At 64.7% G+C, this 23800-nt stretch carries 21 protein-coding genes; 11 read left to right on the forward strand and 10 right to left on the reverse strand.

The genetic code is table 11. From position 1 onward, the window contains the following. Nucleotides 1–52: 52 nt before the first annotated feature. Both AC1C2O_RS05320 and AC1C2O_RS05325 read left to right on the forward strand, forming a co-directional pair. The gene (locus tag AC1C2O_RS05320; protein WP_495429401.1) at nt 53–2746 is read left to right on the forward strand and encodes an FtsX-like permease family protein; all 2694 of its coding nucleotides are present in this window, start codon (nt 53–55) and stop codon (nt 2744–2746) included. Nucleotides 2747–2823: 77 nt separating this feature from the next. Then, nucleotides 2824–4143, forward strand: a complete 1320-nt coding sequence (locus AC1C2O_RS05325) for a coiled-coil domain-containing protein (protein ID WP_495429402.1) — start codon at nt 2824–2826, stop codon at nt 4141–4143. A 45-nt stretch (nt 4144–4188) separates the two neighbouring features. On the opposite strand, the gene hpf is transcribed toward AC1C2O_RS05325, so the two are convergent. The 5 genes from hpf to mtrA form a co-directional block, all read right to left on the reverse strand. After that, nucleotides 4189–4845 carry a ribosome hibernation-promoting factor, HPF/YfiA family gene (gene hpf / locus AC1C2O_RS05330; RefSeq protein ID WP_495429403.1) on the reverse strand — a complete coding sequence of 219 codons (657 nt, stop codon included), beginning with the start codon at nt 4843–4845 and terminating at the stop codon, nt 4189–4191. A gap of 98 nt (nt 4846–4943) precedes the next feature. After that, nucleotides 4944–5609 carry a ComF family protein gene (locus AC1C2O_RS05335; protein ID WP_495429404.1) on the reverse strand — a complete coding sequence of 222 codons (666 nt, stop codon included), beginning with the start codon at nt 5607–5609 and terminating at the stop codon, nt 4944–4946. Nucleotides 5610–5715: 106 nt separating this feature from the next. Then, nucleotides 5716–7404, reverse strand: a complete 1689-nt coding sequence (locus AC1C2O_RS05340) for an LpqB family beta-propeller domain-containing protein (protein WP_495429405.1) — start codon at nt 7402–7404, stop codon at nt 5716–5718. 17 nt (nt 7405–7421) lie between these two features. Then, nucleotides 7422–9122: an MtrAB system histidine kinase MtrB gene (mtrB, locus tag AC1C2O_RS05345; protein WP_495429406.1), complete on the reverse strand. Its 1701-nt coding sequence runs from the start codon at nt 9120–9122 to the stop codon at nt 7422–7424. 9 nt (nt 9123–9131) lie between these two features. Further along, nucleotides 9132–9812, reverse strand: a complete 681-nt coding sequence (gene mtrA, locus AC1C2O_RS05350; protein WP_495429407.1) for an MtrAB system response regulator MtrA — start codon at nt 9810–9812, stop codon at nt 9132–9134. A 171-nt stretch (nt 9813–9983) separates the two neighbouring features. Between mtrA and AC1C2O_RS05355 the strand changes: the two genes are divergently transcribed. The 8 genes from AC1C2O_RS05355 (at nt 9984) to aqpZ (ending at nt 18432) form a co-directional block, all read left to right on the forward strand. Then, nucleotides 9984–11348, forward strand: a complete 1365-nt coding sequence (locus AC1C2O_RS05355; protein ID WP_495429408.1) for a DUF7847 domain-containing protein — start codon at nt 9984–9986, stop codon at nt 11346–11348. Then, entirely contained in the window at nt 11345–12013 is a 669-nt protein-coding gene (locus AC1C2O_RS05360; protein WP_495429409.1) for a DUF4129 domain-containing protein, read from the forward strand. Before AC1C2O_RS05355 ends, AC1C2O_RS05360 begins: the two co-directional genes overlap by 4 nt. Continuing rightward, on the forward strand, nt 12010–13218 hold the full coding sequence (locus AC1C2O_RS05365) for a DUF4350 domain-containing protein (RefSeq protein WP_495429410.1): 1209 nt from the start codon (nt 12010–12012) through the stop codon (nt 13216–13218). The genes AC1C2O_RS05360 and AC1C2O_RS05365 overlap by 4 nt, the downstream gene beginning before the upstream one ends. A gap of 44 nt (nt 13219–13262) precedes the next feature. Continuing rightward, nucleotides 13263–14186 (forward strand): AAA family ATPase, encoded by a 924-nt coding sequence (locus AC1C2O_RS05370; RefSeq protein ID WP_495431678.1) that lies wholly within the window; start codon nt 13263–13265, stop codon nt 14184–14186. A gap of 1 nt (nt 14187) precedes the next feature. Beyond that, a complete protein-coding gene (locus AC1C2O_RS05375) occupies nt 14188–15495 on the forward strand; it encodes a DUF58 domain-containing protein (protein ID WP_495429411.1) in 1308 nt (435 codons plus the stop codon). A 57-nt stretch (nt 15496–15552) separates the two neighbouring features. Then, complete coding sequence (locus tag AC1C2O_RS05380) at nt 15553–15993, forward strand: Fur family transcriptional regulator (protein WP_495429412.1); 441 nt, start codon at nt 15553–15555, stop codon at nt 15991–15993. Then, the gene (locus AC1C2O_RS05385) at nt 15990–17486 is read left to right on the forward strand and encodes a catalase (protein ID WP_495429413.1); all 1497 of its coding nucleotides are present in this window, start codon (nt 15990–15992) and stop codon (nt 17484–17486) included. Before AC1C2O_RS05380 ends, AC1C2O_RS05385 begins: the two co-directional genes overlap by 4 nt. A gap of 181 nt (nt 17487–17667) precedes the next feature. Beyond that, nucleotides 17668–18432 carry an aquaporin Z gene (aqpZ, locus tag AC1C2O_RS05390; RefSeq protein WP_495429414.1) on the forward strand — a complete coding sequence of 255 codons (765 nt, stop codon included), beginning with the start codon at nt 17668–17670 and terminating at the stop codon, nt 18430–18432. A gap of 240 nt (nt 18433–18672) precedes the next feature. Here the strand turns inward: aqpZ and AC1C2O_RS05395 are convergent, their stop codons facing one another. Beyond that, the gene (locus tag AC1C2O_RS05395) at nt 18673–19665 is read right to left on the reverse strand and encodes a stage II sporulation protein M (protein ID WP_495431679.1); all 993 of its coding nucleotides are present in this window, start codon (nt 19663–19665) and stop codon (nt 18673–18675) included. 16 nt (nt 19666–19681) lie between these two features. On the opposite strand from AC1C2O_RS05395, the gene AC1C2O_RS05400 reads away from it, so the two are divergent. After that, nucleotides 19682–20491: an RDD family protein gene (locus tag AC1C2O_RS05400; protein WP_495429415.1), complete on the forward strand. Its 810-nt coding sequence runs from the start codon at nt 19682–19684 to the stop codon at nt 20489–20491. Between the two features lie 16 nt (nt 20492–20507). On the opposite strand, the gene AC1C2O_RS05405 is transcribed toward AC1C2O_RS05400, so the two are convergent. The 4 genes from AC1C2O_RS05405 to AC1C2O_RS05420 all read right to left on the reverse strand — a co-directional run bounded on the left by AC1C2O_RS05405 (nt 20508) and on the right by AC1C2O_RS05420 (nt 23743). Then, nucleotides 20508–21722, reverse strand: a complete 1215-nt coding sequence (locus AC1C2O_RS05405; protein WP_495429416.1) for an ABC transporter permease — start codon at nt 21720–21722, stop codon at nt 20508–20510. Continuing rightward, on the reverse strand, nt 21719–22519 hold the full coding sequence (locus AC1C2O_RS05410) for an ABC transporter ATP-binding protein (protein ID WP_495429417.1): 801 nt from the start codon (nt 22517–22519) through the stop codon (nt 21719–21721). The genes AC1C2O_RS05405 and AC1C2O_RS05410 overlap by 4 nt, the downstream gene beginning before the upstream one ends. Continuing rightward, nucleotides 22516–23439 (reverse strand): efflux RND transporter periplasmic adaptor subunit, encoded by a 924-nt coding sequence (locus AC1C2O_RS05415; RefSeq protein ID WP_495429418.1) that lies wholly within the window; start codon nt 23437–23439, stop codon nt 22516–22518. Before AC1C2O_RS05415 ends, AC1C2O_RS05410 begins: the two co-directional genes overlap by 4 nt. Before the next feature lie 97 nt (nt 23440–23536). Next, on the reverse strand, nt 23537–23743 hold the full coding sequence (locus AC1C2O_RS05420) for a DUF3499 family protein (protein ID WP_495429419.1): 207 nt from the start codon (nt 23741–23743) through the stop codon (nt 23537–23539). Nucleotides 23744–23800: the final 57 nt, after the last annotated feature.

A 23800-nucleotide genomic window follows, 5' to 3' on the forward strand; every position in this document is an offset into this window, starting at 1 on the left:
TGTCGAACTGCGGCTCGCCAGCCGCCAAACCCTACGCGGATGGACCACGAGCGTGCTCGTGATCGCACTGGTCGCCATCCCCATGGCCCTGCTCGCCGGTGCCGCGACATTCATGACCAGTCGAGTCGCCTCGCCGAGCCAGCTGATCACCTCAGAGCTCGGCAGCACGCAGGCATGGTTCCTCGTCGTCGGAGGTGAAGACCCGACGCGTAGCCAATCGGCTTCGGATCCCAACTGGTATGACGTCGAGCGCGACGACGACTGGATTCCGGTGAATCCGGAGCTTCCGCCACCCACCGACATCGCCGGCCTCATCCCCGACACGCCCCTGCTCGAAGTATCTCGTGCCCAGATCATGGCAGAGACCCCAGGCGGTGTGGGCCTGCTTGCCGGAATCATCGGCGACGCCGTCGATCCCGCCTTGGACGGACGATACGAACTGTTGGACGGGCGGCGCCCGCGGAATGATTCGGAGGCCGCGGCCTCGCCCGGTGCGCTGCAACGTCTGGACGCGCAGATCGGCGACACGGTAACGCTCACCGAGCCTGCGGCGACGCTCACCATCGTGGGAGCGATGAAAGAGGCCACTGCGCGGGATGCCGAGCAGTCGCTCTTCATCGCGGCATCTGTCATCCCGATCGATGATCACGAACCCCTCGACACAATGTGGTTCACCCCGCAATGGCAGCCTGGCGCCGAGGACCTTCCTGCGCTAAACCAGGCGGGTGTGGTCGCGTACGCGCACGACCTCGTCTTCGCGGAGGGTGCCCAGAAATACGTTGACCCTGGGGCGGCGTGGACCATCGCCGCAGTCACTCTGATCATCGGCGCCTGCACGGCATATCTCGTCATCCTGCTCGCAGGAGCCGGCTTTGCCGTCAGCGCCCGCAGACAAGAGCGCTCACTCGCAGTCGCGGCCAGCGTCGGCGCCGACCGAGGATCGATCTTCCGCATCGTGCTGCTGCAGGGCAGCGTTCTCGGACTCATCGGCGGCATCCTCGGTGCGGGCATCGGAATCGCCCTGGCTTACCCGGTGCTACGCATCTTCGACGATGGCGCCGCATCCAGCTTCTGGGGTATCCACGTGCCGTGGTGGGGCATCGCCGGGATCGTGCTGTTCGCCGTAGCGGTGGGCACCGCATCTGCTCTTATGCCCGCGCGCGCCGCGACACGTGGCGATGTGCTCTCGTCGCTGCGCGGCTCGCGAAAGCCCATGCGGGTGCGCGTGAATCGTCCGTTCTGGGGAACGCTTCTTGGAATCGTCGGGGTCGCATTGACGGTCTCCGGGGGTCTTGGTCTCGCAGCCCTCAACTCCGCAGGGGCCATCGATTACAACAACCCACTGCGCACCGTGTGCGTGATCGCGATCGTGGCCGGTCCCCTGCTGTTCCAGATCGGTGCCATCGTCGCCGGGCATTGGTTGCTCTCGCTCGTCTCCCGCGGGGCGTCCCGAATGGGACTGGCTCCTCGCATCGCGGCACGGGATGCCGCGGCCAATCCTGCGCGGATCGTCCCCGCCTTCGCGGTGATCGCCGCGTGCGTGTTCATCGCGTCGTTCGCGCTGACCTCCGTCGGCGTCTTCATGACGTCACAGAGCCGCGCATACGGGTACCGGGCTCCCCTCGGATCGGTCGTCGTGAACGTCTGGACCAGCGCCGGCGAGAAGATGATCCCCGACCTGGCGAACGCCGCATTGGAGCAGACAGAACCTGACGCGATCGGCGTCGTTCAGGAGAGCATCGACCGCTATCAGAGCGCAACCGACGACGAGCCTGAAGACTCCGTGTATCCGGAACTCTTCGACTACGTCGATTGCACGACGATAGAGGAAGGTAGCTGCACGAGTCGCAGCTCGGCGCTGTTCGGCACGGACTCTCCGGTCGTCATTGCGCCGGAGGATCTGGAGACGGTGTTGGGAGTGTCGATCGGCGAACGCACGCGCGATGAGTTCGCGGCCGGTGGCGCGATCGTACTCAGCAACACGACCTGGTGGCTGGATGACGGCGCGTCCTTCACCGATCGAGGCGATGTCGTGCTCAATCGCTGGGATCGCGCCGAGACGAACGACCATTGGGAGCAGATTCAGGGAGCGGAACTGCCGAAGCCGCTGGACACCCTGCGAGTACCGGCCCAGGAGATCTCCACACCGCATCCGCTGCCGTGGCCGGTAATCCTCTCCCCAGCCGTCGCCGAGGAATTCGGATATGAAACCTCTCCAGCGAGCCTCATCGGCGTGTACTCAACGCCGCCTTCACAGCAGGCGCTGGATCGTCTGGCGCTGGCAGCAGGACAGCCGTGGGCTGAAACCGGCGGGTTCACCTACTCAGTCGAAAACGGACCGCCGCTACCGGCCCCTGCCCTGTGGCTGATACTCGCTGGGGCCGGCGTACTCGTGCTCGGCGCCGGCGGCGTCGCCCTGGGACTCGCACGCGTCGAGCGTCGACCGGACGATGCGACTCTCGCTGCGGTCGGCGCAAGCCCAGGCATCCGACGTCGCATCGCATTCTGGCAGGCACTCATCATCGTAGGAATCGGTTCGGTGACCGGCACGATCGCCGGAGTGATCCCCATGTTCGGTATTGCGATGCAGAGCAACCTCACCGACGACAGCGCGCCCACGATGGCAGACACCCCCTGGCTGTGGCTGGCGCTGCTGGCCATCGGACTGCCACTGCTCATCGCCGGGGTCTCGTGGCTGTTGCCGAGCAGGCGCCCAGATCTCACCCGCCGTACGGCGATCGCGTGACCTCTGGGCAGATAACAGGAGTTCGCCAGGAGCTGACGCACAGCCTGCACATCGCCCGTAGAAAGTAGGATCAAGCCATGGCCGGATTCTGGGGTAAGCGCAAGCGCGAAGAAGAAGCAGCTCGAGCGGCGCAGGATGCCGACCTCGCACGCAAGGCAGAACAGGCCCTGGTTGCGACGGACGAGCGCATCCGCACTGCTGGCGATGAACTTGCCTTCGCCGAAGCGGAGCTGGGCGCATCGCTCACCAAAGACCTGAAGACAGCCCTGGGCGCCGTCCGCACGCACTTGGGAGAGGCCTTCCAACTGCATCAGCTCAATCACGATGAGATCCCAGACACCGACGAGGAACTTCGCACCCGCAACGCCCGCATCGTGCAGCTGTGCGAGTGGGCCGAAGACCTCCTGGATGAGAAGACGGCCACTCTCGCCGAATCCATCTCACGCGTTCGTCAGGCGCCGCAGGTCATTGCAAAAGTCCGCAAGGATGCCGAATCGCTCAGCGAACGGCTCCCCCAGATTCGAACCACCATCGAGCGTCTGTCCACGCGCTACGCGGATTCAGCGATGCACCAGATCTCGGCATCGGCAGACGAAGCCGAGCAGCTCATCGCCTTCGCCACGCACGGTGCTGAAGTGTCGGAACGTCGCCGCGCCGCCCGCCAGAACGAAGAGGCCAACCTCGCGCTGGAAACGTCGACCGAAGCAACCCGCCGCGCCGGCGCACTGCTGGACGCCGTCGAGGACTTCGAGATCGAAGCGCTCCGCGCAGAATCGACGCTCGCAGAGGTCGTCGCGGATTCCCGCGGCGACATCATCACGGCGCGCAACGCCCCGAAGGTGCCCGCAGTATCTGGCGCAATCACGGACCTCGAAAAGGCGCTTGGCGCCTTGAGCCCCGCCGCTTCCCGAAACGATCCCTTCGCCGAGCTGTCTCAGCTTCGCACTGCGAACACGGCCCTCGACGAGGCGATCGCGAAGGCGCAGTACCGCGCTCAGAACCCGCTGCCGAGCATCGCTCAAGTGCAGCATTCTCTCGATGACGCAGACCGCCAGCTCGGTGTCGCCCGCGGCCTCATCTCCGGGCACCGCGGATGGATCGGTGCAGATGCCCGCACCCGCTTCGCTGAAGCGGAGCGCCTGCGTATCGACATCCCGGAGCTGGTCTCACCCGAGGAGACACGCGAGCAGGCTCTCGCGGCTTCTCGCCGCGTCGCGCAACTGGCGGCCGAGGCGCTACAGCTGGCACAGCGCGACATCGACTCCGCGCGCCCTCAGCAGCAGGGCTGGGACAATGACGGATGGGGCGGCGGACGTGGCGGCGGCGGCGGCAACCTCGCTTCCGGCATCATGGGTGGCCTTGTCATCGGCAGTCTCCTGGACGGCCTCTTCGACTGACACGAAAATGGCCCGCCCCGAGGAGCGGACCACTTCGTTTTCAACTCAGGACGCGAGCGCCTGCTCCGGCGGAGCCTGGGCGGTCAGTGAGATCACACCGTAATCCCAGCCCTTGCGACGGTAGACGACGCTGGGATGGTCTGTGCGGACGTCGACGAACAGGAAGAAGTCGTGTCCGACCAGCTCCATCCGGTCGACCGCTTCCTCCACTGACATCCATTCCGCATCGAAGTTCTTGGTGCGGATGACGACGGGCGAGTACGCTTCTTCCTCTTCACGTTGAACGGGCACGGTGCCGGTCGCGACCGCGTGCAGGAGGTCTGCCGATGCGGGCTCCACATCGATTCCTTCCAGAGAACCGCTGCCCTTCTCGTAGTGCGCTCCACGCGGATGCTGGCGTCCGTCGACGCGCTTCTCCTTCGCGCGGCGCAACTGCTCCGACATCTTGTCGACCGCGAGATCGAGGGCGACGAACTTATCTCCGTCGACAGCCTCAGCCCGCACCACCGGGCCCTTTCCCACGAGTGTGAGCTCAACGGTCTCATCCGGGACACGACCGCCACGATAGGCACGATGCGTGACTTTCACGTCCAGCCGTTGCGCCTTCGCCGCAAACTGCTGAACCCGGGCGATCTTTTCCTCGACAACGGTTCGGAAGCGATCGGTGATACCTACCCCGACGCCAACGATGCTTGTTTCCATTGCTGCCTCCTTGTCCCGGTCCTCCCGGCCAAGGGCGGACCGTGGTCGCCTTGTGACCCCCTACGGTAGTCCCCGTTTCCCTAGATGTCACCACTCATTCACACAGTGTTCGTAATGAGTTGCTGATGTTTCGGAGTGGCGGCGAGCGCGAGCGCACCGCACACGCGGAATCCCGCCGCTGTCAGAGCGCGCGCGGCCTCGTCGAGAGTTGCCCCCGTAGTAACCACGTCATCGATAATCAGCACGTCCTGAGAAGCCCGGGCGTGTCGCGCACGCATGCTCATCGACACGTTGCGTTCACGTTCTGCGGCGTCAAGGTCGCGCTGATCCGCAGTACGCCGCGTCTGCACCAGAATCCGGCTGATCGGCAGCCCTGCGCACTGCATCAGTAGCTCTGGCACGCGATAGCCGCGACGCCGGAAAGCCGCTCGTCCCGTGGGCACAGGAACCATCAGCGAGGCAGGGAACTCCGCAGGCATCTCGGCCAGTGCAGCCGCGAGCGCAGCCCCCAACGGGCGGGCCAGCAGCGTCTCACCGTCTTCCTTCACACGACGGATGCAGCGCGCTGGCACCGACTCGAACGTGAACGCAGCGACAACTGGCATCCCCTCCGGCGTCCGCCTGTGCACGGGATCGGCGATCAATTCCTGCGTGCAGCGCTCACAAAGCAGTGTGCCGGGCGCATCGCAACCGGCACAGCATCCGGACAGGAGGAAGGCAGCGAGTTCATCGGCGAGTCCTGTCCACCAGTTTCGGTTCCGCATGACCCGATTGTGCTCTCGCGAGCGTTGTCGGCATCCGGGAAAACACACCATCTGCACAAACCCCGCCGGCAACCATGCCTGTGCAGAAGTACTGAAATCAGCAGAGCTACTGGCCGGCGTGCGTACCGAGCACCAGCACACCAGACAGCCCGATCTGCCAGGTCGTACCACGCTGGGCGAAAAGCACCCCGTCTTCGCTGAGGAGTCGCACTGCAGCAAGCGTGCGACCGCCGGAGACCGAATGGGCACCCGTCGGGGCTGCGCCGAATGTGCCAGGCCCGCCGACATCCTGAGTGAGCACCGTACGGTTCCCCTCCACATCAAGGAGCACGCTGAGCGTGTCTTCACCGACCCAAGACAGGCCAAGCGCTGCAGAGTCAAGCTGGGCGACCATATGCATCGGACCGAGCTCCACAGGAACCTGGTTCTCATCACGGATGATCGCTGCGAGCGCGATCCAGCGCTGCCCACCGACCATGGCAATCGCAGCAAGACGAACGCCGTCAGGTCCAACCCTGATCTGCGAAATCGAGGATGCTTCGGGGAACGCGTTCAAATCCGCGAATGGCGTGACATCTGCCCGCCAGGCCGTCAGCCCCTGCGGAGCACCTGACTGCACCGACCAGGTGTATCCGTACGGGTCCATCGAGGGCTCGACGAGTCCCTCCCTGGAATCAAGCTCATCTACGCTGCCACCCGCCATTGTGTATATCGCACCGGTATTCAGTTGCACAGCCGCACGAGTGCCGTCCGCGGCGACATCGACAGCTGTCACGGATGGTGCGATGCTGACGAGCTCTGAAGTGATGCCCTCGTAGGGAGTGATCTCGTCGCCGACGTATGAACCGAACTCGCTTTCAGTGAGCACCACAGTCCCGGGTTCAGGGCTCAGAACTTCGATCGTCGCCTTCCCCGCATTCAGGTCACGACCGTTCACCATCAGTCGCACTTCGCTGACACCAGCAGGCCCCAGAGTCTCCTCCAACTGCGTCCGCATGCGTGACAGTTCGGTGGCATCCAGCGACAGCGCGGTCGAAGTCAGCTCGACGGTGGCAACCTTGTCTTGGCTCACCGGCACAGCAGCGCCAACCAGTGAGACGTCACTCGGGAACGCACTGCGTACCGCGGATGCCAACCATTCGCTGGGCGGACCGGAAAGCAGCGCCTGGGTGAGCGTCGTGGCGATCTGCGGACGCCGCGGATACCACCGAATGTCTGGAATCAAGTGGGTCCAGCTCTGGTCGAAGTACTGCAACGCGTACCGCCGGAACACCTGCGAGAACGCCTCGGCATCCAAGACGATGCCGTTTGCCGTCGTCGTAATACGCCATTCGCCCGCATCGTTTCGTGCCAGCTCGAAGGATGTCACGGAAGCCTCACCCGAGAGCTCGGTGTATGCACCTGACTCGTCCACGCGCGCAACCTGATCCAACAGAACGCGCACAACACCTGACTGCGCTGAGTCCGGTTCACCGTCCAGATCAGCCGTAAACTCCCGGCTGGCGGCACCGGAATCGATTGTCACCTCGACGCTGGGCTTCCACGTTTCAGAAAGTTCAGCGCTGAGGAATTTTCGCGCCGTCGCCCAGCCGTCGGTCGGTGTGAGCGCGGCATCCATGAAGCCCTCGACGATCTCCTCCGGACTCGCCCCCACAAGCGGCTCCGCCGCGAGCAAGCTGATGTCAGGGGGCAGATCGGTGTCGCCCAGAGTCAGTCCTGGCGTGACATCACCCGATGTCGGCAGACCCGAACACGCCGTGAGGACGACGGCGAAAGCCGCAATCAGACTAACCATGACGCCTCGTCTGCGAATCATGAGTTCTTCTCCTCACCGGTCGGGATGGAGTCAGTGAAGTAAAGTTCCCGCAGCTCGGTGAGTTGGATCGGCTGAGTGGCACGACTGACGTCTGCGAGCATCTCCTGCGGTTCGACCGAGACCGGAGACGGTCCATCCAGTTCGCCAGGGGCGCGTGGCAGCGTCAGCACGAAATTGGTGCCAACCGCAAGCTCCGACCAAACCGCGAGCGTACCGCCATGCAGTCGTGCGTCCCCCAGCGCGATGGACAGGCCCAGACCTGTTCCGCCGATCGTTCGCTGGCGAGAAGGATCCGCGCGCCAGAACCGGTCGAAGACGCGCTCCGCATCACCCGGATCCATACCGAGGCCGAAATCACGCACGCCGACCGCAACCGCATGTTGATTGCTGTCAACCGTGATGACAACCGGGTGTCCTTCACCATGTTCGATGGCGTTGCCGATGAGATTTCGCAGTACTCGGCGCACACGACGTGGATCCATATCGACGGGAGAATATCCCCCAGGCGCAACCAGGCGCAGCTCTGAGCCGCGCTCCTCGGCGAGCGGGCGCATCTGGTCGATGGTGTCTTCTGCCAACTCGGCGAGACTCGTCGCTTCGAGCTCCAGCTGAACGGATCCGGCGTCATACCTGCTGATCTCCAACAGGTCGGAAAGCAGCGTCTCGAAGCGCTGCACCTGAGTGTGCAGAAGCTCCGCGGTCCGGTTCATGGTCGGGTCAAACTGGTCGCGCTGGTCGTTGAGCATGTCGGCGGCAAGCCTGATCGTGGTCAGCGGGGTGCGCAATTCATGCGAGACGTCAGACACGAAGCGCTGCTGCACGAGCGAGAGCTCACCGAGTTCCTTGATCTGCGATTCAATACTGTCTGCCATCGCGTTGAACGATCGTGCCAGAGTCGCCAGTTCGTCTTCGCCATATACCGGCAGCCGCACCCCGAGATCGCCGGCTGCGAGTCTCGCGCTCGTCTCGGATGCCTCGATGATGGGCCGGGAAACCAGCCGCAGCACGGTCCAGGAGATTCCAGCGACGATCGCGATGAGAATGAGCCCAGCCGCCCACAGCGTGCTCTGAACGAACCGGAGAGTCTGTTGGGAGTCGGCCAGGTCGTACGCGATGTAGACCTCGAACGGACCGACTTCTGGCAGCAGCAGCTGCTGACCGACGACGATTCCCGGCGCGACCGTGCCATCCGCCATCGGCAGAGCGACAGACTGCCAGGACTGCCGGTCTGCGAAGGAGACCACTTGCAGGCGAAGCGCTGAACTGAGCACGTCACCGCTGAGGTCGTACGTGAAGCCGCGCACCCCGCTGCCGACAGGAATCTCATCAATCGGGAACACCGCGATATGCGTGGATGCTGCCGCGTTGGGAATCGTCTGCTGCACCTCTCCCCACGCCGCACGCAGAGCCGACGGACCATCGGACACATCGACGGAATCAAGGTCTCTCTGCGCCGCGGCGACCGCGCTGCGTGCATCCGCGAGCACGTCGTCTCGACGTGACTCGAAGAGGTTGTTCTGGATGACGAGCGCCATCGTCAGGCTTGTGACGAAGATCGCGAATGACGTCAGCAGCAGCGTGACGGAGATCGTGCGAAAGCGCAGCGAGCGTCGCCACAGGTTCGCAACCGTCTCTGGCCAGTCACGCCAGTCACGCCACAGCGCGACGTTCGTCGTCGACGTGATCGTCGCGATCAACTCGATCTCCTAGCCGACGCTCCCGGCCCGGTAGCCCACGCCACGAACCGTCATCACGATCTTCGGCGCGTCGGGGTCGAGCTCGACCTTCGCTCGCAGCCGCTGGACGTGCACATTCACCAGGCGAGTATCTGCCTTGTAGTGATAGCCCCAGACCTGCTCGAGCAGCATCTCGCGTGAGAACACCTGCTGAGGCTTGGATGCCAACGCGACGAGCAGCTGGAATTCCAACGGAGTCAGCGGGATCGCCATGGTGCCGCGGCGCACCTCATGCGCATCAACGTCGACGACGAGATCGCCGATGCGCAGCACCTCGTTGCTCGTCGTCGTCAGCGGGCGCAATCGCGTGCGGATCCGAGCGACGAGCTCCTTCGGGTTGAAGGGTTTGACCATGTAGTCATCGGCCCCCACTTCCAGCCCGCGCACCACATCGGCGGTGTCGCTGCGCGCGGTGAGCATGATTATCGGAATGCCGGATTCCGCGCGGATGCGCGTGCAGATCTCGATCCCGTCCATGCCGGGGAGCATGAGGTCGAGCAGCACAAGGTCAGGGCGCTGTGTGCGCCACTGCTCGACCGCTTTCGCGCCGTCTGCGCAGAACACCGGTTCAAAGCCCTCGGTGCGCAACACGATCCCGATCATCTCGGCGAGCGCGGTGTCATCGTCGACCACGAGGATCCGTGAGGTCATCTGGTCCCAGCCTCATCTTTCTACCCATGTACGCCGCCCTGCGGACGAGAACGGACGCAACTTTTCCCAGCGTACTTCATGACAACGTTTGGATCACGGTAGCGCCCTCTACGTTTCTCCGGAGGAGGCGGCGAGTATGACACGATGGTTCTGCACATCGGAGGGAGCGTCATGAGCGCACAGAACTGGACGCCAGCACCGAAACCGGGGCTCATTCCATTGCACCCGTTGACATTCGGCGCCCTGTTGGCAAAGCCCTTCGCGGCGCTGAGACACAACCCAAAGGTGCTGTTCGGCTTCGCAATCGTCGTGCAACTCATCGTCGCGGCGATTACCGTCACCGTGGTCGGTGCGGTCGTGTACGGCACGTTCCTGCGCTTGGAGTCACTCTCCCCCAGCAGCCCGGATTTCTACCCTGTGTTGTGGGGATCGATCGCGATCAACGCCATAGTGGCGATCGCCATGAGTCTGGTCAGCGTCGCATTCACCGCTGTCATGCAGGGCGTCGTCGCAGCGAACATCGGCTATGCCGCGCTCGGTGAGAAGCCGACGCTGGGCACCCTCTGGCGCCGGATGCGTCCAGCGCTCTGGCGCCTCATCGGTTGGAGCCTTTTGCAGGCGCTCGCCGCTCTCGTGCTCATCGCCATCGTCGGTGGCGTCATCGCCCTCGGAGTCATAGCGGGCGTCGGCGGCTCTGCAGAGGGCGTCGGCCTGACCGTTGTGATCGGGATTCTGCTCGTGCTGGGCATGATTCCTCTTGGTGTCTGGCTGAACACGAAGTTGCTGCTGGTGCCGTCTGTGCTCGTTCTGGAAGGCGCAAGCATCCGCGAGGCCCTTGTGCGCTCGTGGCGCCTGACTCGGGGCCGGTTTTGGAACACATTTGCGGTGATCTTGCTCGTCAGCCTGATCATGAACACTGCCGTGAGCCTGGTGAGCATTCCGCTCTCGCTCGTTGGTTCCCTGCTCGGCTCGATCATCGCCCCCACCGGGCCCAACGACGCCTCAGAAATAGGCGCATATCTGCTGACTGTGATCGCTCCTCAGCTGCTGGTCTACGTACTCCAGGCGGTTGCGATCGTGGTGCAGTGCGCCGCGGCCGCCTTCATCTATCTGGACTGTCGGATGCGATACGAGGGCCTGGACCACAGCCTCATCAGCTATCTGGAACGCCGAGACCGCGGGGCCACTGCAGAGCAGCTGGGCGACCCGTTCGCTGTCGATCCTGCCCGCGCCGTGAGCAGCGCGCCGCCCCAGCAACAGGCTCCCGCGTATGCGGCGGCACCGGTCGGCTGGGCGCAGTACCCGCAGCAGGGTTACCCGCCGCAGCCCTACGCTCAGCAGCCCTACCCGGCGCAGCCTTATCCATCCGCCCCGCCTTATCCGCAGCAGCAGACTCCGCCATATGGTGGCGCGACGCCTCCGCCACCGGCTTCGCCGGCACCTCCCGCACCTCCGGCATCTCCCGAGCCGACTGCACAGCCGATTCCGCCGTCCAGCGAGAGCCCGTGGGCTCCTCCCGGGTCAGGCAGTGCATGATTCGATTCGATGTCGATCCATTCGTTCCAGACGGCGAGGAAGCCCGCCGCTGGGCGGAGCAGGAGCTTCAGAATCCGCGCTACGCCGAAGCCAAACCGACGTGGTTCGACTACCTGGCTGAAGATGTGGCTGACTTCATCGCCAGTCTCTTCTCGACTGACACCGGCTCGCAGTTCGGCAATACTGCACTGATCATCGGCACAGTTGTGATTGTCGCGGCGCTCATCACCGTACTGATCCTCTGGGGCAAACCACGCATGTCGCGCCGCGTGAAGCGTCAAGGCATCGAACTACTCGGTGAACGTGATGATCGCACGGCTGCGCAGCTGCGCGCGGATGCTGAACGCAGCGCCCGAGGCGGAGATTGGGACGCGGCAACAGTGTTGCGCTTTCGCGCGCTCGCTCGCGGCCTGTTGGAACGCGACATCATCGACCCGGCCCCCGGAGCCACCGCCCAGGCAATCGCTCGCGAAGCCGCTCGTGTCTTCAATGCACACCATGTCGCGGTGACGGCGGCAGCCGGTGCCTTCGATGATGTCCGGTACCTCCGTCACCCCGCATCCGAAGAGAGTTATCTGGCGCTGGCCGCAACCGATGAGCTGCTCGCCTCGGAGCATCCGGCCGTCGTGCAGACAGAGTCTCCGCCTGAGGCGGTGCCGGCGTGAGTCTCACTGCGGAACGGGATGCCGCGGCACCCGTCGACCTTCCCGGCACAGCCGTTCGGCCCAAGGGCCGGCTGCGCTCTGCGCTCGGCTGGATCGCGATCGTCGTCGCCGTGATCCTGTTCACGTTCTTCATCGGCAGCATGAGCGTCACCAGCCCCGACTCGCGCGGAACCCTCGATCCGGACAGCGCCAAGGATTCCGGCGCGCTCGCCCTCTCGGAGATACTGCGGGATCAGGGAGTCGAGATCACAGTCGTCCGCACCCGCGCCGAGGCGATTGCCTCGAGCAGCGACGACACGACACTGGTAATGGCTGATCCCTTCAATCTCTCGGATGATGCGGTGAGACAGCTCATCGAGCCGGCGAACCGCACGGTCATCCTCTCCAGCTCATCACGCATGCTGCGCCTGCTCGACCTGGGCGAGAACGCGCCCACGATCGCCGACGACCTAGTCGCATCGTGCGATCTGCCCGAGCTCGCACACGTCGGCTCGGTGCGCCCGGAACGTTTCTTCACCCCTGCCGCGGGAGTGACTGGCTGTTACACGGATGCCGAACACAACGCGGGCCTACTCGTGGACGATCGTGACGGTACCCGCACCGTGCTGATCGAGGGCAGCGGCCTGTTCAGCAATGAGTATCTTGCCGAAAACGGCAATGCGGCCCTCGGGCTTGCCCTACTCGGCCAGACCGGCGACGTCGTCTGGTACGTACCCTCGCTCGACGACACCGACATCGAGGCCCAGGGCGCGGACACACTCGCCTCGCTCACGCCGGAATGGGTGACGCCAGCGATACTGCTTCTACTGCTGGCCGGCATCGTTGCCGCAATCTCCTACGGGCAGCGCTTCGGTCCACTAGTCGCTGAGACGCTGCCAGTGACCGTCAGAGCCTCCGAGACGATGCAGGGGCGCGCTCGCCTCACTGCGAAGGCCGCTGATTCCGCACATGCTGCCGAAGCGCTGCGCGACGGCTCGATGCGACGGCTGGCCGCGCGGCTCGGGCTCACCGCGCACTCCACGCCAGAAGAAGTGGCCGACGCGGCATCCGACCGTTTGCGCATCCCTCGTGGCTCACTCCACCAGCTGCTCGCAGGCGCCCTGCCTGCGAACGACGCTGATCTGATCGATACCGCTCGACGACTTGCCGAACTCGAAGCGGCGGTCGACACCGCCGTTCACGTGGAAAGGAACAACACACCGTGACCACCGCATCAATCACGTTCAATGAGGGCGAGCTGCGCCAGGCCATGCATCGCGTGCGCGCTGAGGTCGACAAGGCCGTGATCGGACAGGCCGGCACGGTCACCGGTCTCCTGGTGTGCCTGCTCTCGCGCGGACACGTCCTGCTGGAGGGTGTGCCTGGCGTCGCCAAGACCCTCGTCGTACGATCCTTTGCCCGTGCGCTCGGACTCGACACCAAGCGTGTGCAGTTCACCCCCGACCTGATGCCGGGTGATGTGACCGGATCGCTCGTGTATGACGCACGCACCGGCGAGTTCGAGTTCCGCCAGGGACCGGTGTTCACGAACATCTTGCTGGCGGATGAGATCAACCGCACACCTCCGAAGACTCAGGCGGCCCTTCTCGAGGCGATGGAAGAGCGTCAGGTCTCAGCCGACGGCATCAGTCGCGATCTGCCGGACCCGTTCCTGGTGGCGGCGACCCAGAACCCGATCGAACACGAGGGCACGTATTCCCTCCCCGAAGCACAGCTTGACCGGTTCTTGATGAAGCTCGTGGTGGGCATGCCCGAGCGTGACGCCGAGGTCAGTGTGTTGCGCCTGCACGCCAGTGGATTCTCACCCCGTGCGCTCACTGGCGTCGAGGCCACCGTGACCGCGGAGGAAATCCGCGCCGCGCAGGATGCCGCAGCTCGCGTCGAGGTGACAGACGAAGTACTCGGCTATGTGGTCGATCTGGCTCGTGCCACCCGCCAGTCGCCGTCTGTGCTGTTGGGAGCGAGTCCGCGTGCCTCGACAGGGCTGCTCGCCGCAGCGAAAGCCTGGGCGTGGCTGAACGGATCCACCGCCGTGACCCCTGATCACGTGCAGACGATGCTCGTTCCGGTGTGGCGTCATCGACTGCAGCTGCGCCCTGATGCAGAGATGGAAGGCGTCTCCGCGGATGCTGTTCTGGCCTCCGTGATCCAGCAGACGCGGGTGCCGATCTAAGGTGTTCATCTCGCCTCGCCTCGCCCTGGCCCTCGGGCTCGGGGTCATCCCTCTCGTCGCGTTCACCGCGGCGGGCATGCCTGTGTGGGCTGTGCTGGGTGGATGGGTGCTGCTGTGCGCCGCACTCCTCATCGTCGACGTCGCCACCTCGGCGAGCGCACGCACGGTCACGGTGACCAGACAGGTTCCCGGTCGAGCCAGGATGGGCGAAGCTGTCGAGGCGCAGATCTCCGTACACAATCACGGCACTCGAACCTTGAACGCACTCATCCGCGATGGGTGGCAACCGACAGCAGGGGCGAGCTCCCAGCGACTGCACGCCACGATTCCTCCGGGCGAGCGCCGACGGGTCACTGTGCCTCTCCTTCCGCGGCGCCGCGGTGAACTCGCCAGCGAGTTCGTCTTCATCCGCTCACGAGGGCCGCTCGGGCTGGGCGGACGTCAGGCCCGCCACCAGGTACGTGGGGCGGTCCGCGTGCTGCCCGCCTTCGCGTCGCGCAAGCACCTTCCCTCGCGCCTGGCCCGGTTGCGTGAGCTGGACGGCAACACCAGCATCCAGGTGCGCGGTCAGGGTACCGAGTTCGATTCGCTGCGCGAGTACGTGCGTGGCGACGACGTGCGTTCAATCGATTGGCGTGCGACCGCGCGCGCCGGAACGACCATGCTGCGCACGTGGCGCCCCGAGCGCGACCGCCAGGTCGTGATCCTGATCGATACCGGGCGCACAGCCGCCGCCCGCGTCGGTGATGGCACCCGGCTGGATGCCTCGCTGGAGGCATCCCTCCTCCTGGCGGCCCTCGCGACCCGCGCCGGTGACCATGTGCATCTGCTGATGTACGACCGCGCTGTGCGCGCACGCGTGACCGGCATCGACGGGGCCGGACTCCTGCCTGCGATGACGGACGCCATGGCCCCGGTGCACGCACGCTTGGTCGACACCGACTGGGGCGGTGCCTTCGCAGCGATCCGCACGCTGACGAACCGACCGTCGCTGGTCGTCGTGCTCACCGCGCAGGATGCCGCGGAATCTGCACGTGGCTTTCTCGGTGCGTTCCCGAATCCATCTCGTTCGACAACTGTGCTGGTCGGGTCGGTCACCGATGACGCGATCGGCGAGCTTGCGAAACAGCGAGATTCTCGCGAGGAGATCTATCTCGCTGCGGCCGCGGAGCGCACCCTGCGAGACGCCGAGAACGTTGCGGATGCCATCCGGCGTGCGGGTGGAGAGGCGATCACAGCGGATCCGGAGAGCCTGCCACCGAAGATCGCTGACCGATATCTCGACCTGAAAGCTGCGGGGCGTCTTTGAGCCTTTTCTGAATGATTCCTTTTTGTGAATGATTCAGAACAGTGACATAATGGGGATATGGACCCGATCGTCGCGCTGGAAGCACCGGAGCGCCTGCGCGCCGCCGGGCTTCGCGTGACGGTCCAGCGCGTGGCCGTGCTCAATGCCCTGATCGCTCGCCCGCACACCTCTGCCGATTCGGTGCACGTCGCGATGCGCGATACACACAGCGCTGTGGCTCTGCCCACCGTCCACGGCATCCTCGGAGATCTCACCGATGCGGGCATCGTGCGCAGGGTGAGCCTTCCCGATGCAGCGAGTGCCCTATACGAAGTGCAGCACGCAGATGACAACCATCACCACCTGCAATGCGTGCGCTGCGGGCGTGTGGAAGATGTCGCTTGCGCTCTCGGCGCCGCCCCGTGCCTGCACCCATCCCACGATCACGGGATGCGGATCATCGAAGCCTCTGTGACCTACCGAGCCATCTGTTCTGACTGCGAAAGGAAAAGTGAATGACCTCCCCATCCTTCACCACCACCCAGACCGGCACCCCGGTTGCCAGCGACGCCCATTCGCTGACTGCCGGTGCTGACGGCACCACCGCGCTGCACGACCGTTACCTGGTCGAGAAGCTCGCATCGTTCAACCGTGAGCGTGTGCCGGAGCGCAACCCGCACGCCAAGGGCGGCGGCGCCTTCGGCGAACTCGTCATCACCGAGGACGTCTCGCAGTACACCCGCGCGGCCGTCTTCCAGCCCGGCGCCAAGAGCGAGACGCTGATCCGATTCTCGACCGTCGCCGGTGAGCAGGGTTCCCCCGACACCTGGCGCGATGTCCGCGGCTTCTCGCTGCGTTTCTACACGACTGAGGGCAACCTCGACATCGTCGGCAACAACACCCCGACGTTCTTCCTGCGTGATGGCATCAAGTTCCCCGACTTCATCCACTCGCAGAAGCGCCTCACCGGCTCTGGGCTGCGCGACGCCGACATGCAGTGGGACTTCTGGACCCTCTCGCCCGAGTCTGCCCACCAGGTCACCTACCTCATGGGAGACCGTGGGCTGCCACGCTCATGGCGCCACATGAATGGCTACGGCTCGCACACCTACCAGTGGATTAACGCCGCGGGTGAGCGTTTCTGGGTGCAGTATCACTTCATGTCGAAGCAGGGCGTCGAGCCGATGTTCGCCGACGAGGCAGAGCGCCTCGCCGGTCAGGACGCCGACCACTACCGTCGCGACCTGTACGAGGCCATCGACCGCGAAGAGTTCCCGTCCTGGGATGTTTGCGTACAGGTCATGCCGTACGAAGAGGCCAAGGACTACCGCTTCAACCCGTTTGACCTCACGAAGACCTGGTCGAAGAAGGACTACCCCCGCATCAAGGTCGGCACGTTCACGCTGAACCGCAACCCGCAGAACTTCTTCGCCGAGATCGAGCAGGCCGCGTTCTCCCCCGGCAACCAGGTTCCTGGCACCGGCATCTCGCCCGACAAGATGCTGATGGCCCGGGTCTTCTCGTACCCCGACGCACAGCGCTACCGCATCGGCACCAATTACAACCAGCTGCCAGTGAACCAGCCGCATGCCGCCCAGGTGAGCAACTACATGCACGAGGGCAATATGCAGTACCACTTCAACACGGCGGAACACCGCGTCTACACGCCGAACTCGTATGGCGTGGCAGGCGGCCCCGTGGCTGACCCGGCACGTGGCGTCGAGGCGAGCTGGGAAGACGACGGCACTCTTCTGCGCAGCGCGGCGACTCTGCACTCCGAGGACGATGACTTCGGGCAGGCTCGCACGCTGTTCAACGACGTGTTCTCCGATGAGGAGCGCGCGCGCTTCATCGAGACGCTCGTCGGCCAGTACAACGGGCTCAGCGTCCCCGCCATCCAGGAGCGCTTCTTCTGGTACTGGGGCCAGGTCGACCAGGCGATCGCCAACGCGGTGCGCGAGTTGGCAGGGCTCCCGATCGGCGAAGCCGAGCCCGTGGGCACCGGCGCGTAGTCACTTGATTTCGGTGGGGTCGGATGCTTCGGCATCCGGCCCCTTCGTCGTATCTGCGCTCTGGCGAACCTGTGTGAACGCTGAGTAGGCGTCGGCGCGCCTCCCGCGTTGAATTCCCGCCAAGGTGGATGATGTGCCCTGATTCGGTCGTTTCTGACACGAACTGATGAAAGGGAATCCCATGAGTGAATCACTCGTCGAAGCAGCATCTCCCGTGCCTTCGCTCGGAGCTAAACTCACCTCCGAAGCGCTCGGCACATTCCTACTGGTATTTGGCGGTGTCGGCACCGCTCTGTTCGCTTCCAACCACTTCACCGATCCTGGTTCGGGCTCCGCCGTCTACGTCGCGGTCGCTCTTGCCTTCGGCCTCACAGTCGTGGTCGGCGTGTACGCCTTCGGTCCGATCTCTGGCGGGCATTTCAACCCTGCCGTCAGCTTGGGCCTCGCCGCTGCAGGACGTCTTCCTTGGCGTGACGTTCCGGGATATGTCATCGCGCAGATCGTGGGCGGAATCATCGCCAGCACACTCCTCGTACTGATCGGCCTGTTCGGTCCGGACGGCTGGCTCGCCGGCGCGCAGGATGCAGGCTTCGCCAGCAACGGCTGGGGCGAACACTCTCCCGGTGGCTTCGGAATGTGGTCGGCCATCATCATCGAGGTCATTCTGACCGCAGTCTTCCTCTTCGTCATCCTGGGGACGACGCACAAGCTGCGCCCCACTCCGTTCGCCGGTCTCGCGATCGGTCTCACCCTGACGCTCATCCACCTGATCAGCATCCCGGTCGACAACACCTCGGTGAACCCCGCCCGCTCCATCGCCGCGGCGATCTACGGTGGAGTCGGCCCGCTGTCCCAGCTGTGGGTCTTCCTGGTGTTCCCGATCGTCGGTGCCCTCATCGCCGGCTTCGCATACAAGGCGCTCCTCGACGGCACGAAGAATATCTGACGCCTCTGCGCATCTCGTCTCAGCGCATCCTCGTCTCAGCGCATCCTCACCGAGGCATCCGCCGACGCGACCTTGCGGGAAATAACCCGGCTCCGGTTCATCCCGGAGCCGGGTTTTTCTTCCGCCATCAGCGGGCGAATGGCTCGGGACGGACGGGACGGACGGCCGGGCGGGATGGCTCGCGACGGACGGACGGACGGACGGGAGGCTCGCGACGGATACTGCCGGATGCCGCGCCGGTCAGCCGGCGACGAGCTGCGGCGTACCCGCCTCGTACTCAAGAAGGTCACCGCGTTCGCCGCGCTGGTAGGCCCGGCGACCGACGAGAAGCATGTATGCGAGGAAGACACCGAGCGCAGCGGCGCCGATACCGATCTTGATCGGCCACGGCAGTGACCAGCCGGTGACGAAGCCTTCCACCAGCCCGGAGAGGAACAGCGCGAACACCAGTCCGATGGCGACGGTCGCAAGGGCACGCCCCTCCGCCGCCAGGGCGGTCGCACGGCTGCGGTGGCCAGGAGCCACCCACGCCCAGAAGACATGCAATCCGGCGGCCGCGGCGACGAAGATGCTCGTCATCTCCAGCATCCCGTGCGGGAGGATGTACAACACCATCACGTCGAGGCGATCGTGAGCTGCCATGACCGCACCGGAGACGCCGAGGCCGAACGCGTTCTGCGCGATCACGTAGACCGGCCAGATCCCGGTGACGCCGAACAGCACGCACTGCATGGCGATCCAGGCATTGTTCGTCCAGACCATTCCCGCGAAGACTGCCGCCGGGTTCTCGGTGTAGTACTCGGTGAAGCTCTCCTCGGCATACTGCTCGAGGAAGTCTGCCGGCCCGAGCGCGGCCACCAGAGCGGGGTCACCGGAGATCCATGCCGCGACGCCGACTGTGATCGCGATGAATGCGAGCGCGATGACGAGCGTGGTCCACCTCAGCCGGTACAGCGCCGCGGGCAACTGGTCGGTGAAGAAGCGGCCGATCTGGGTGAGGATGCTGTCGGATGTGCCCGTCAGACGCAGTCGCGCCTTCGCGAGAATCAACGAAAGGTATGCGCCCTGCGGAGAATCGCCCACCGAAGTCTTCAGCTCAGCGAGATCCGCCGATGCTGCACGGTAGCGCACGATGAGTTCGTCAACCCCCGCGCCGTCCAGCCGCTGGCGGCTGAGTTCGTCGAGTCGTTCCCACTCGGCACGGCGAGCATCGCTCAAAGCATCAGCATCCACCTGATTTACTGTACTCATGTCTACGCCGATCGACACCGCGGACGAAGTCCTCTCCGGCGAAGCCGTCGCCATCGATGTCCAGCCGCTCGGGTTCTTCATGCGTGCCCTCGGCGCCCTGATCGACATGGTCGTCAGCTGGGCGCTGTTTCTGTTGTTCCTGTGGCTGCGCACGTGGCTGCTTGCCACCGGCATCGTCACTAGCTCGATCGACGGCATCGTGAATGTCCTGGCGCTGGTGGTGTGTTTCGTCGTCGTGCCGATCGTGATCGAGCTGGCACTGCGTGGCCGCAGCCTCGGAAAACTCGCCGTCGGCGGACGCATCGTCCGATTGGACGGCGGCGCGACCGGATTCCGCCACGCGTTCATCCGTGCACTGATCGGCGTGCTCGAGACTTATATGACGTTCGGCGCCATCGCACTGCTCTCCGGCGCGTTCACTGCGCGCTCGCAGCGACTGGGAGACCTCGTGGCCGGAACCTACAGCCAGCGGGTGCGTACCCCGAAGCTGGTCCCGCTCATCGCTGTGATGCCGCCTGCCCTCGCCAGCTGGGCACAGATCGCTGACGTCGCACGGATGCCGGACCGGCTCGCCCGACGCATCACCCAGTTTCTGCAGCACGCCGAGCGGATGTCGCCGTCCGCTCGTGCGCGGATCGCGTACGAGCTCGTTACCGAGACGGCCGAGTATGTCTCACCGCAGCCCGCAGCCCACCCTGAGCAGCTCCTCATCGCCATCACGGTGCTACGACGCGAGCGCGAGCGCCGTGCGCTGGCCATCGCCGACGCGCGAGCGGAGAAGCTCTCCGGTCGCCACGTCGGCGTCTGAGCCTGCATCAGCCGCTTCAGAAGCGGATCGCGTCGATCACCTTCACCCGGAGGGCAACCATCGCGGGAATGAATCCGGCGATCGCACCGACGATGACGGATGCCACAAGCCCCGTGACCGCCGCACGCATCGGGAACGGCGGAACATCCTGCATTCCAGGGAACATCGCCGGAACCACCCAGTCAGAGCGGAGCACGGCGACGACGATCGCGATGCCGATGATGCCTGCCACGGTCGTTGCCACCAGGCTCTCCAGCAACACGGATACGAACACGCGACCAGAGGTGGCACCGAACGCCCGTCTGACACCGATCTCCCGCACTCGCTGCCGCATGGCAACGAGTTGGATGTTGATCAGACTCAACGCACCGAGCGCGAGGATGAGAACGGCGATACCTCCAGTGATCAGCTCGAAGGTGCGCATGGAATCTTCCATGCCCGGCTGCGACGCCCAGTCAGTACGGCTCACCGAGATCGTCTGACCTGCCGGAAGCCCCGCGCGCAGATCCATCGCGAGCACAGGGCCGATCTCGGCCGCCTGCGCTTCTGTGACCCACACCTCGTGGCGTGGGTAGGCGCCCTCCGGCAACTGGTCGACGCGAGCAGCATACGCGTCGTAGAGCACGTCGATGCGCAGCTCCGTGTCCCACTCGCCCTGCTTCGGAACCACACCCACCACCTGATAGGTGCCACCGGCGTCCCCGAGGAGCGTGATGGTCGGATGCTGGCTGACCGGCACCCGACCGATGCGATCCCACAGCGGCTCGGTGATCACCACCGGCGGCGCAAGCGATTCCTCGTCGCCGGCACGGAACCAACGTCCCTCGACCAGCTGTTCACGATGCATCTCGGTATAGAGCGGATCGAGGAGCCTGCCGTAGACGTCTACAACGCCGTCTGGCAGCTGAGTGCTGAACATCAAGCCATCGGCTATCCGAGCAGTATGCGTGAATCCGAAGCGTTCGCTCACCCCCGCGAAACGCTCATCGAAGGCGTCAGAGTCGACGACGCTGCCATCCTCACTCATGATGCTGACCGCGATGGTGGCCGCGCGCCCGCCGAAGCGATCGGACTGCTCGACTTGGTATTGCCGCTGGTACTCCGAGAACGCGACGACCGCGGTCAGCGCGGCAACCGACACCGCGATGCCGATCAGGCTGAGCAATACGCGTAGCTTGTGCACGCGGATCTCTGACCACGCATCGGCAAGGGAACCGAAGAAGCCGCTCATGCGATGACCTCCGGCGTCTCGCTCAGTGCTGCTGCGACTGAGACGGGCGCGCTGCCCGCAGCGTCTACGCCTGGCACTGCTGCGGCAAGAGTGGACGCTTCAAAGGCGCGACTGAGGTCGACCGGTGAGAGCTGCCCCGCTTCCAACCGGTAGTGCCGTCGTGCGCGCGCAGCGACGTGCAGATCGTGCGTGATCGTCACGAGCGCGGCATCCGTCTCGGTGGCGACCTCGTCCAGGAGCGCCATGACGGATGCACCGGTGTCGATGTCCAGTGCTCCGGTCGGCTCGTCCGCGAGGATCAGCACCGGCTTGCGCACGAGCGCCCTGGCAATCGCGACGCGCTGCTGCTCACCGCCGGACAGGCGGTCAGCAAGCTGGTCGATGCGGTGTCCGAGGCCCACGCGCTCCAGCATGTCCGCGGCGAGTTCACGACGTTTCCAGAACATCCGTCCCTTCGCATGGCTCAATGGCATCATGACGTTGTCGATCGCGGTGCGTCCGGCCAGCAGGTTGAACTGCTGGAAGACGAAGCCGACGTTCGCGCCACGCAGCCGATCGAGCTTGCTGCTGCGCATTTTCCGCACCGGCACACCCTCGAATGACACCGAACCCTCGGTGGGCGCATCGAGCATGCCGAGGATGTTCAGCAGCGTGGACTTGCCTGAACCCGAGCGCCCGACGATCGAGACGTGATCACCGGCATCCACTTCCAGACTGATTCCGCGGAGGATCTCCAGTCGCGAATCATCGGCGAGGAGGACACTCTTGGCGATGTTGTCCAGCGCGACCAGCGTCACCAGCTCATCCCGCTGTCACACTGCTCGACGCCGGGCTCGATTTCATAGCAGAATTCCTCGACTGGGGCGACGAAACCGGGCACGAACTGGCGCACCATCTCGCCCTCTTCGAGTCCGTCCACGACCTCGACGATTGCGCCGTCGTTGACGCCAAGCGACACTGTGCGCTCCTCCGGCTCGCCGCCGTCACCCGCGTCGATCCAGACAACGCCGGTGCCAGAGCCACCCTGCACTGCGGTCACCGGGACAACGACTGCGTCATCCACCTGTCCCAAAGCAAGATCCATCTGCGCAGGAAGACCGGCAAACACCGTCTGGTCGGCAGGGAGAGCGCACTGCACGGTCGCGGCACCATCGGCCGTGACCTGTACCTGCACACCTGTACAGACGAAGGGAGCGGGACCTCCGGTGATCGTCACGGTCGCCTCAGCGGGGGTGTTCACGAGTCGGTACAACTGGACGGGCTCGACGGCGGCGACTAGGTGATACCGCGCCGGGGTCAGAGTGACGACATCGACACCGACCGAAACCTGCTGGCCCTTGATAGCAGCGATCTCAGAGAGATCTCCTGCCTCGGGCGCCACGATGTCGATGTTGCGCACTGGATCGTCCTGCTTCACAGTGAACAGCACCTGTCCAGCAGCGACCGCGCCATTGCCGACGTGAACCGTGGTCACAGTGCCGTTGATCTCGCTGCGCACAGGGTAGGCCTCGTCGCGTGCGACATTGCCGCTCAATGACAGCTCATTGATTACCGAGGCTCGTTCCACGGGGATCAATGGGTCAGTGATGCCCGCTTCTGGGCTCACCATCGCCTCGCTGGTCTCAGGGAAGAATGCGAGCTTGACCAGGCCGACAGCGCACGCGCCGAATACGATTACGAGCAGGATCGGGAAAATCCATCGACGCCAGACGATCACGGGAGCCTCTCCGGAAGCGCCACCATGGTGCGTCCGGAATCATCATAGCCATAATTGCTTTCCAAGCAAGCAATTTATTAGCGTGGATACACCGAATTCATGCGCGCAGGGCCTCATGTCGAACGACGATCCAGCCTGCCGGAACCGAGAGCCGCTCAGCATGTTGCGCACACAGATCGTGCGCGTGTGGATGGTCAGAGCCTCCGAGTGGCCCGAGGGCAGCCATCTGATCGCCGTAGTCGTAGGTCAGCGTAGCCACCGCTTCACGGGCGCAGGTGACCTTCGAGCAGAGTCGGGCGTTCATCTCTGTCAGCGTAGAGGGTAGGCAGCATCACGCCCGGATGCCGCGCGGGACGCCATA

Source organism: Microbacterium sp. Y355, from assembly GCF_059445345.1.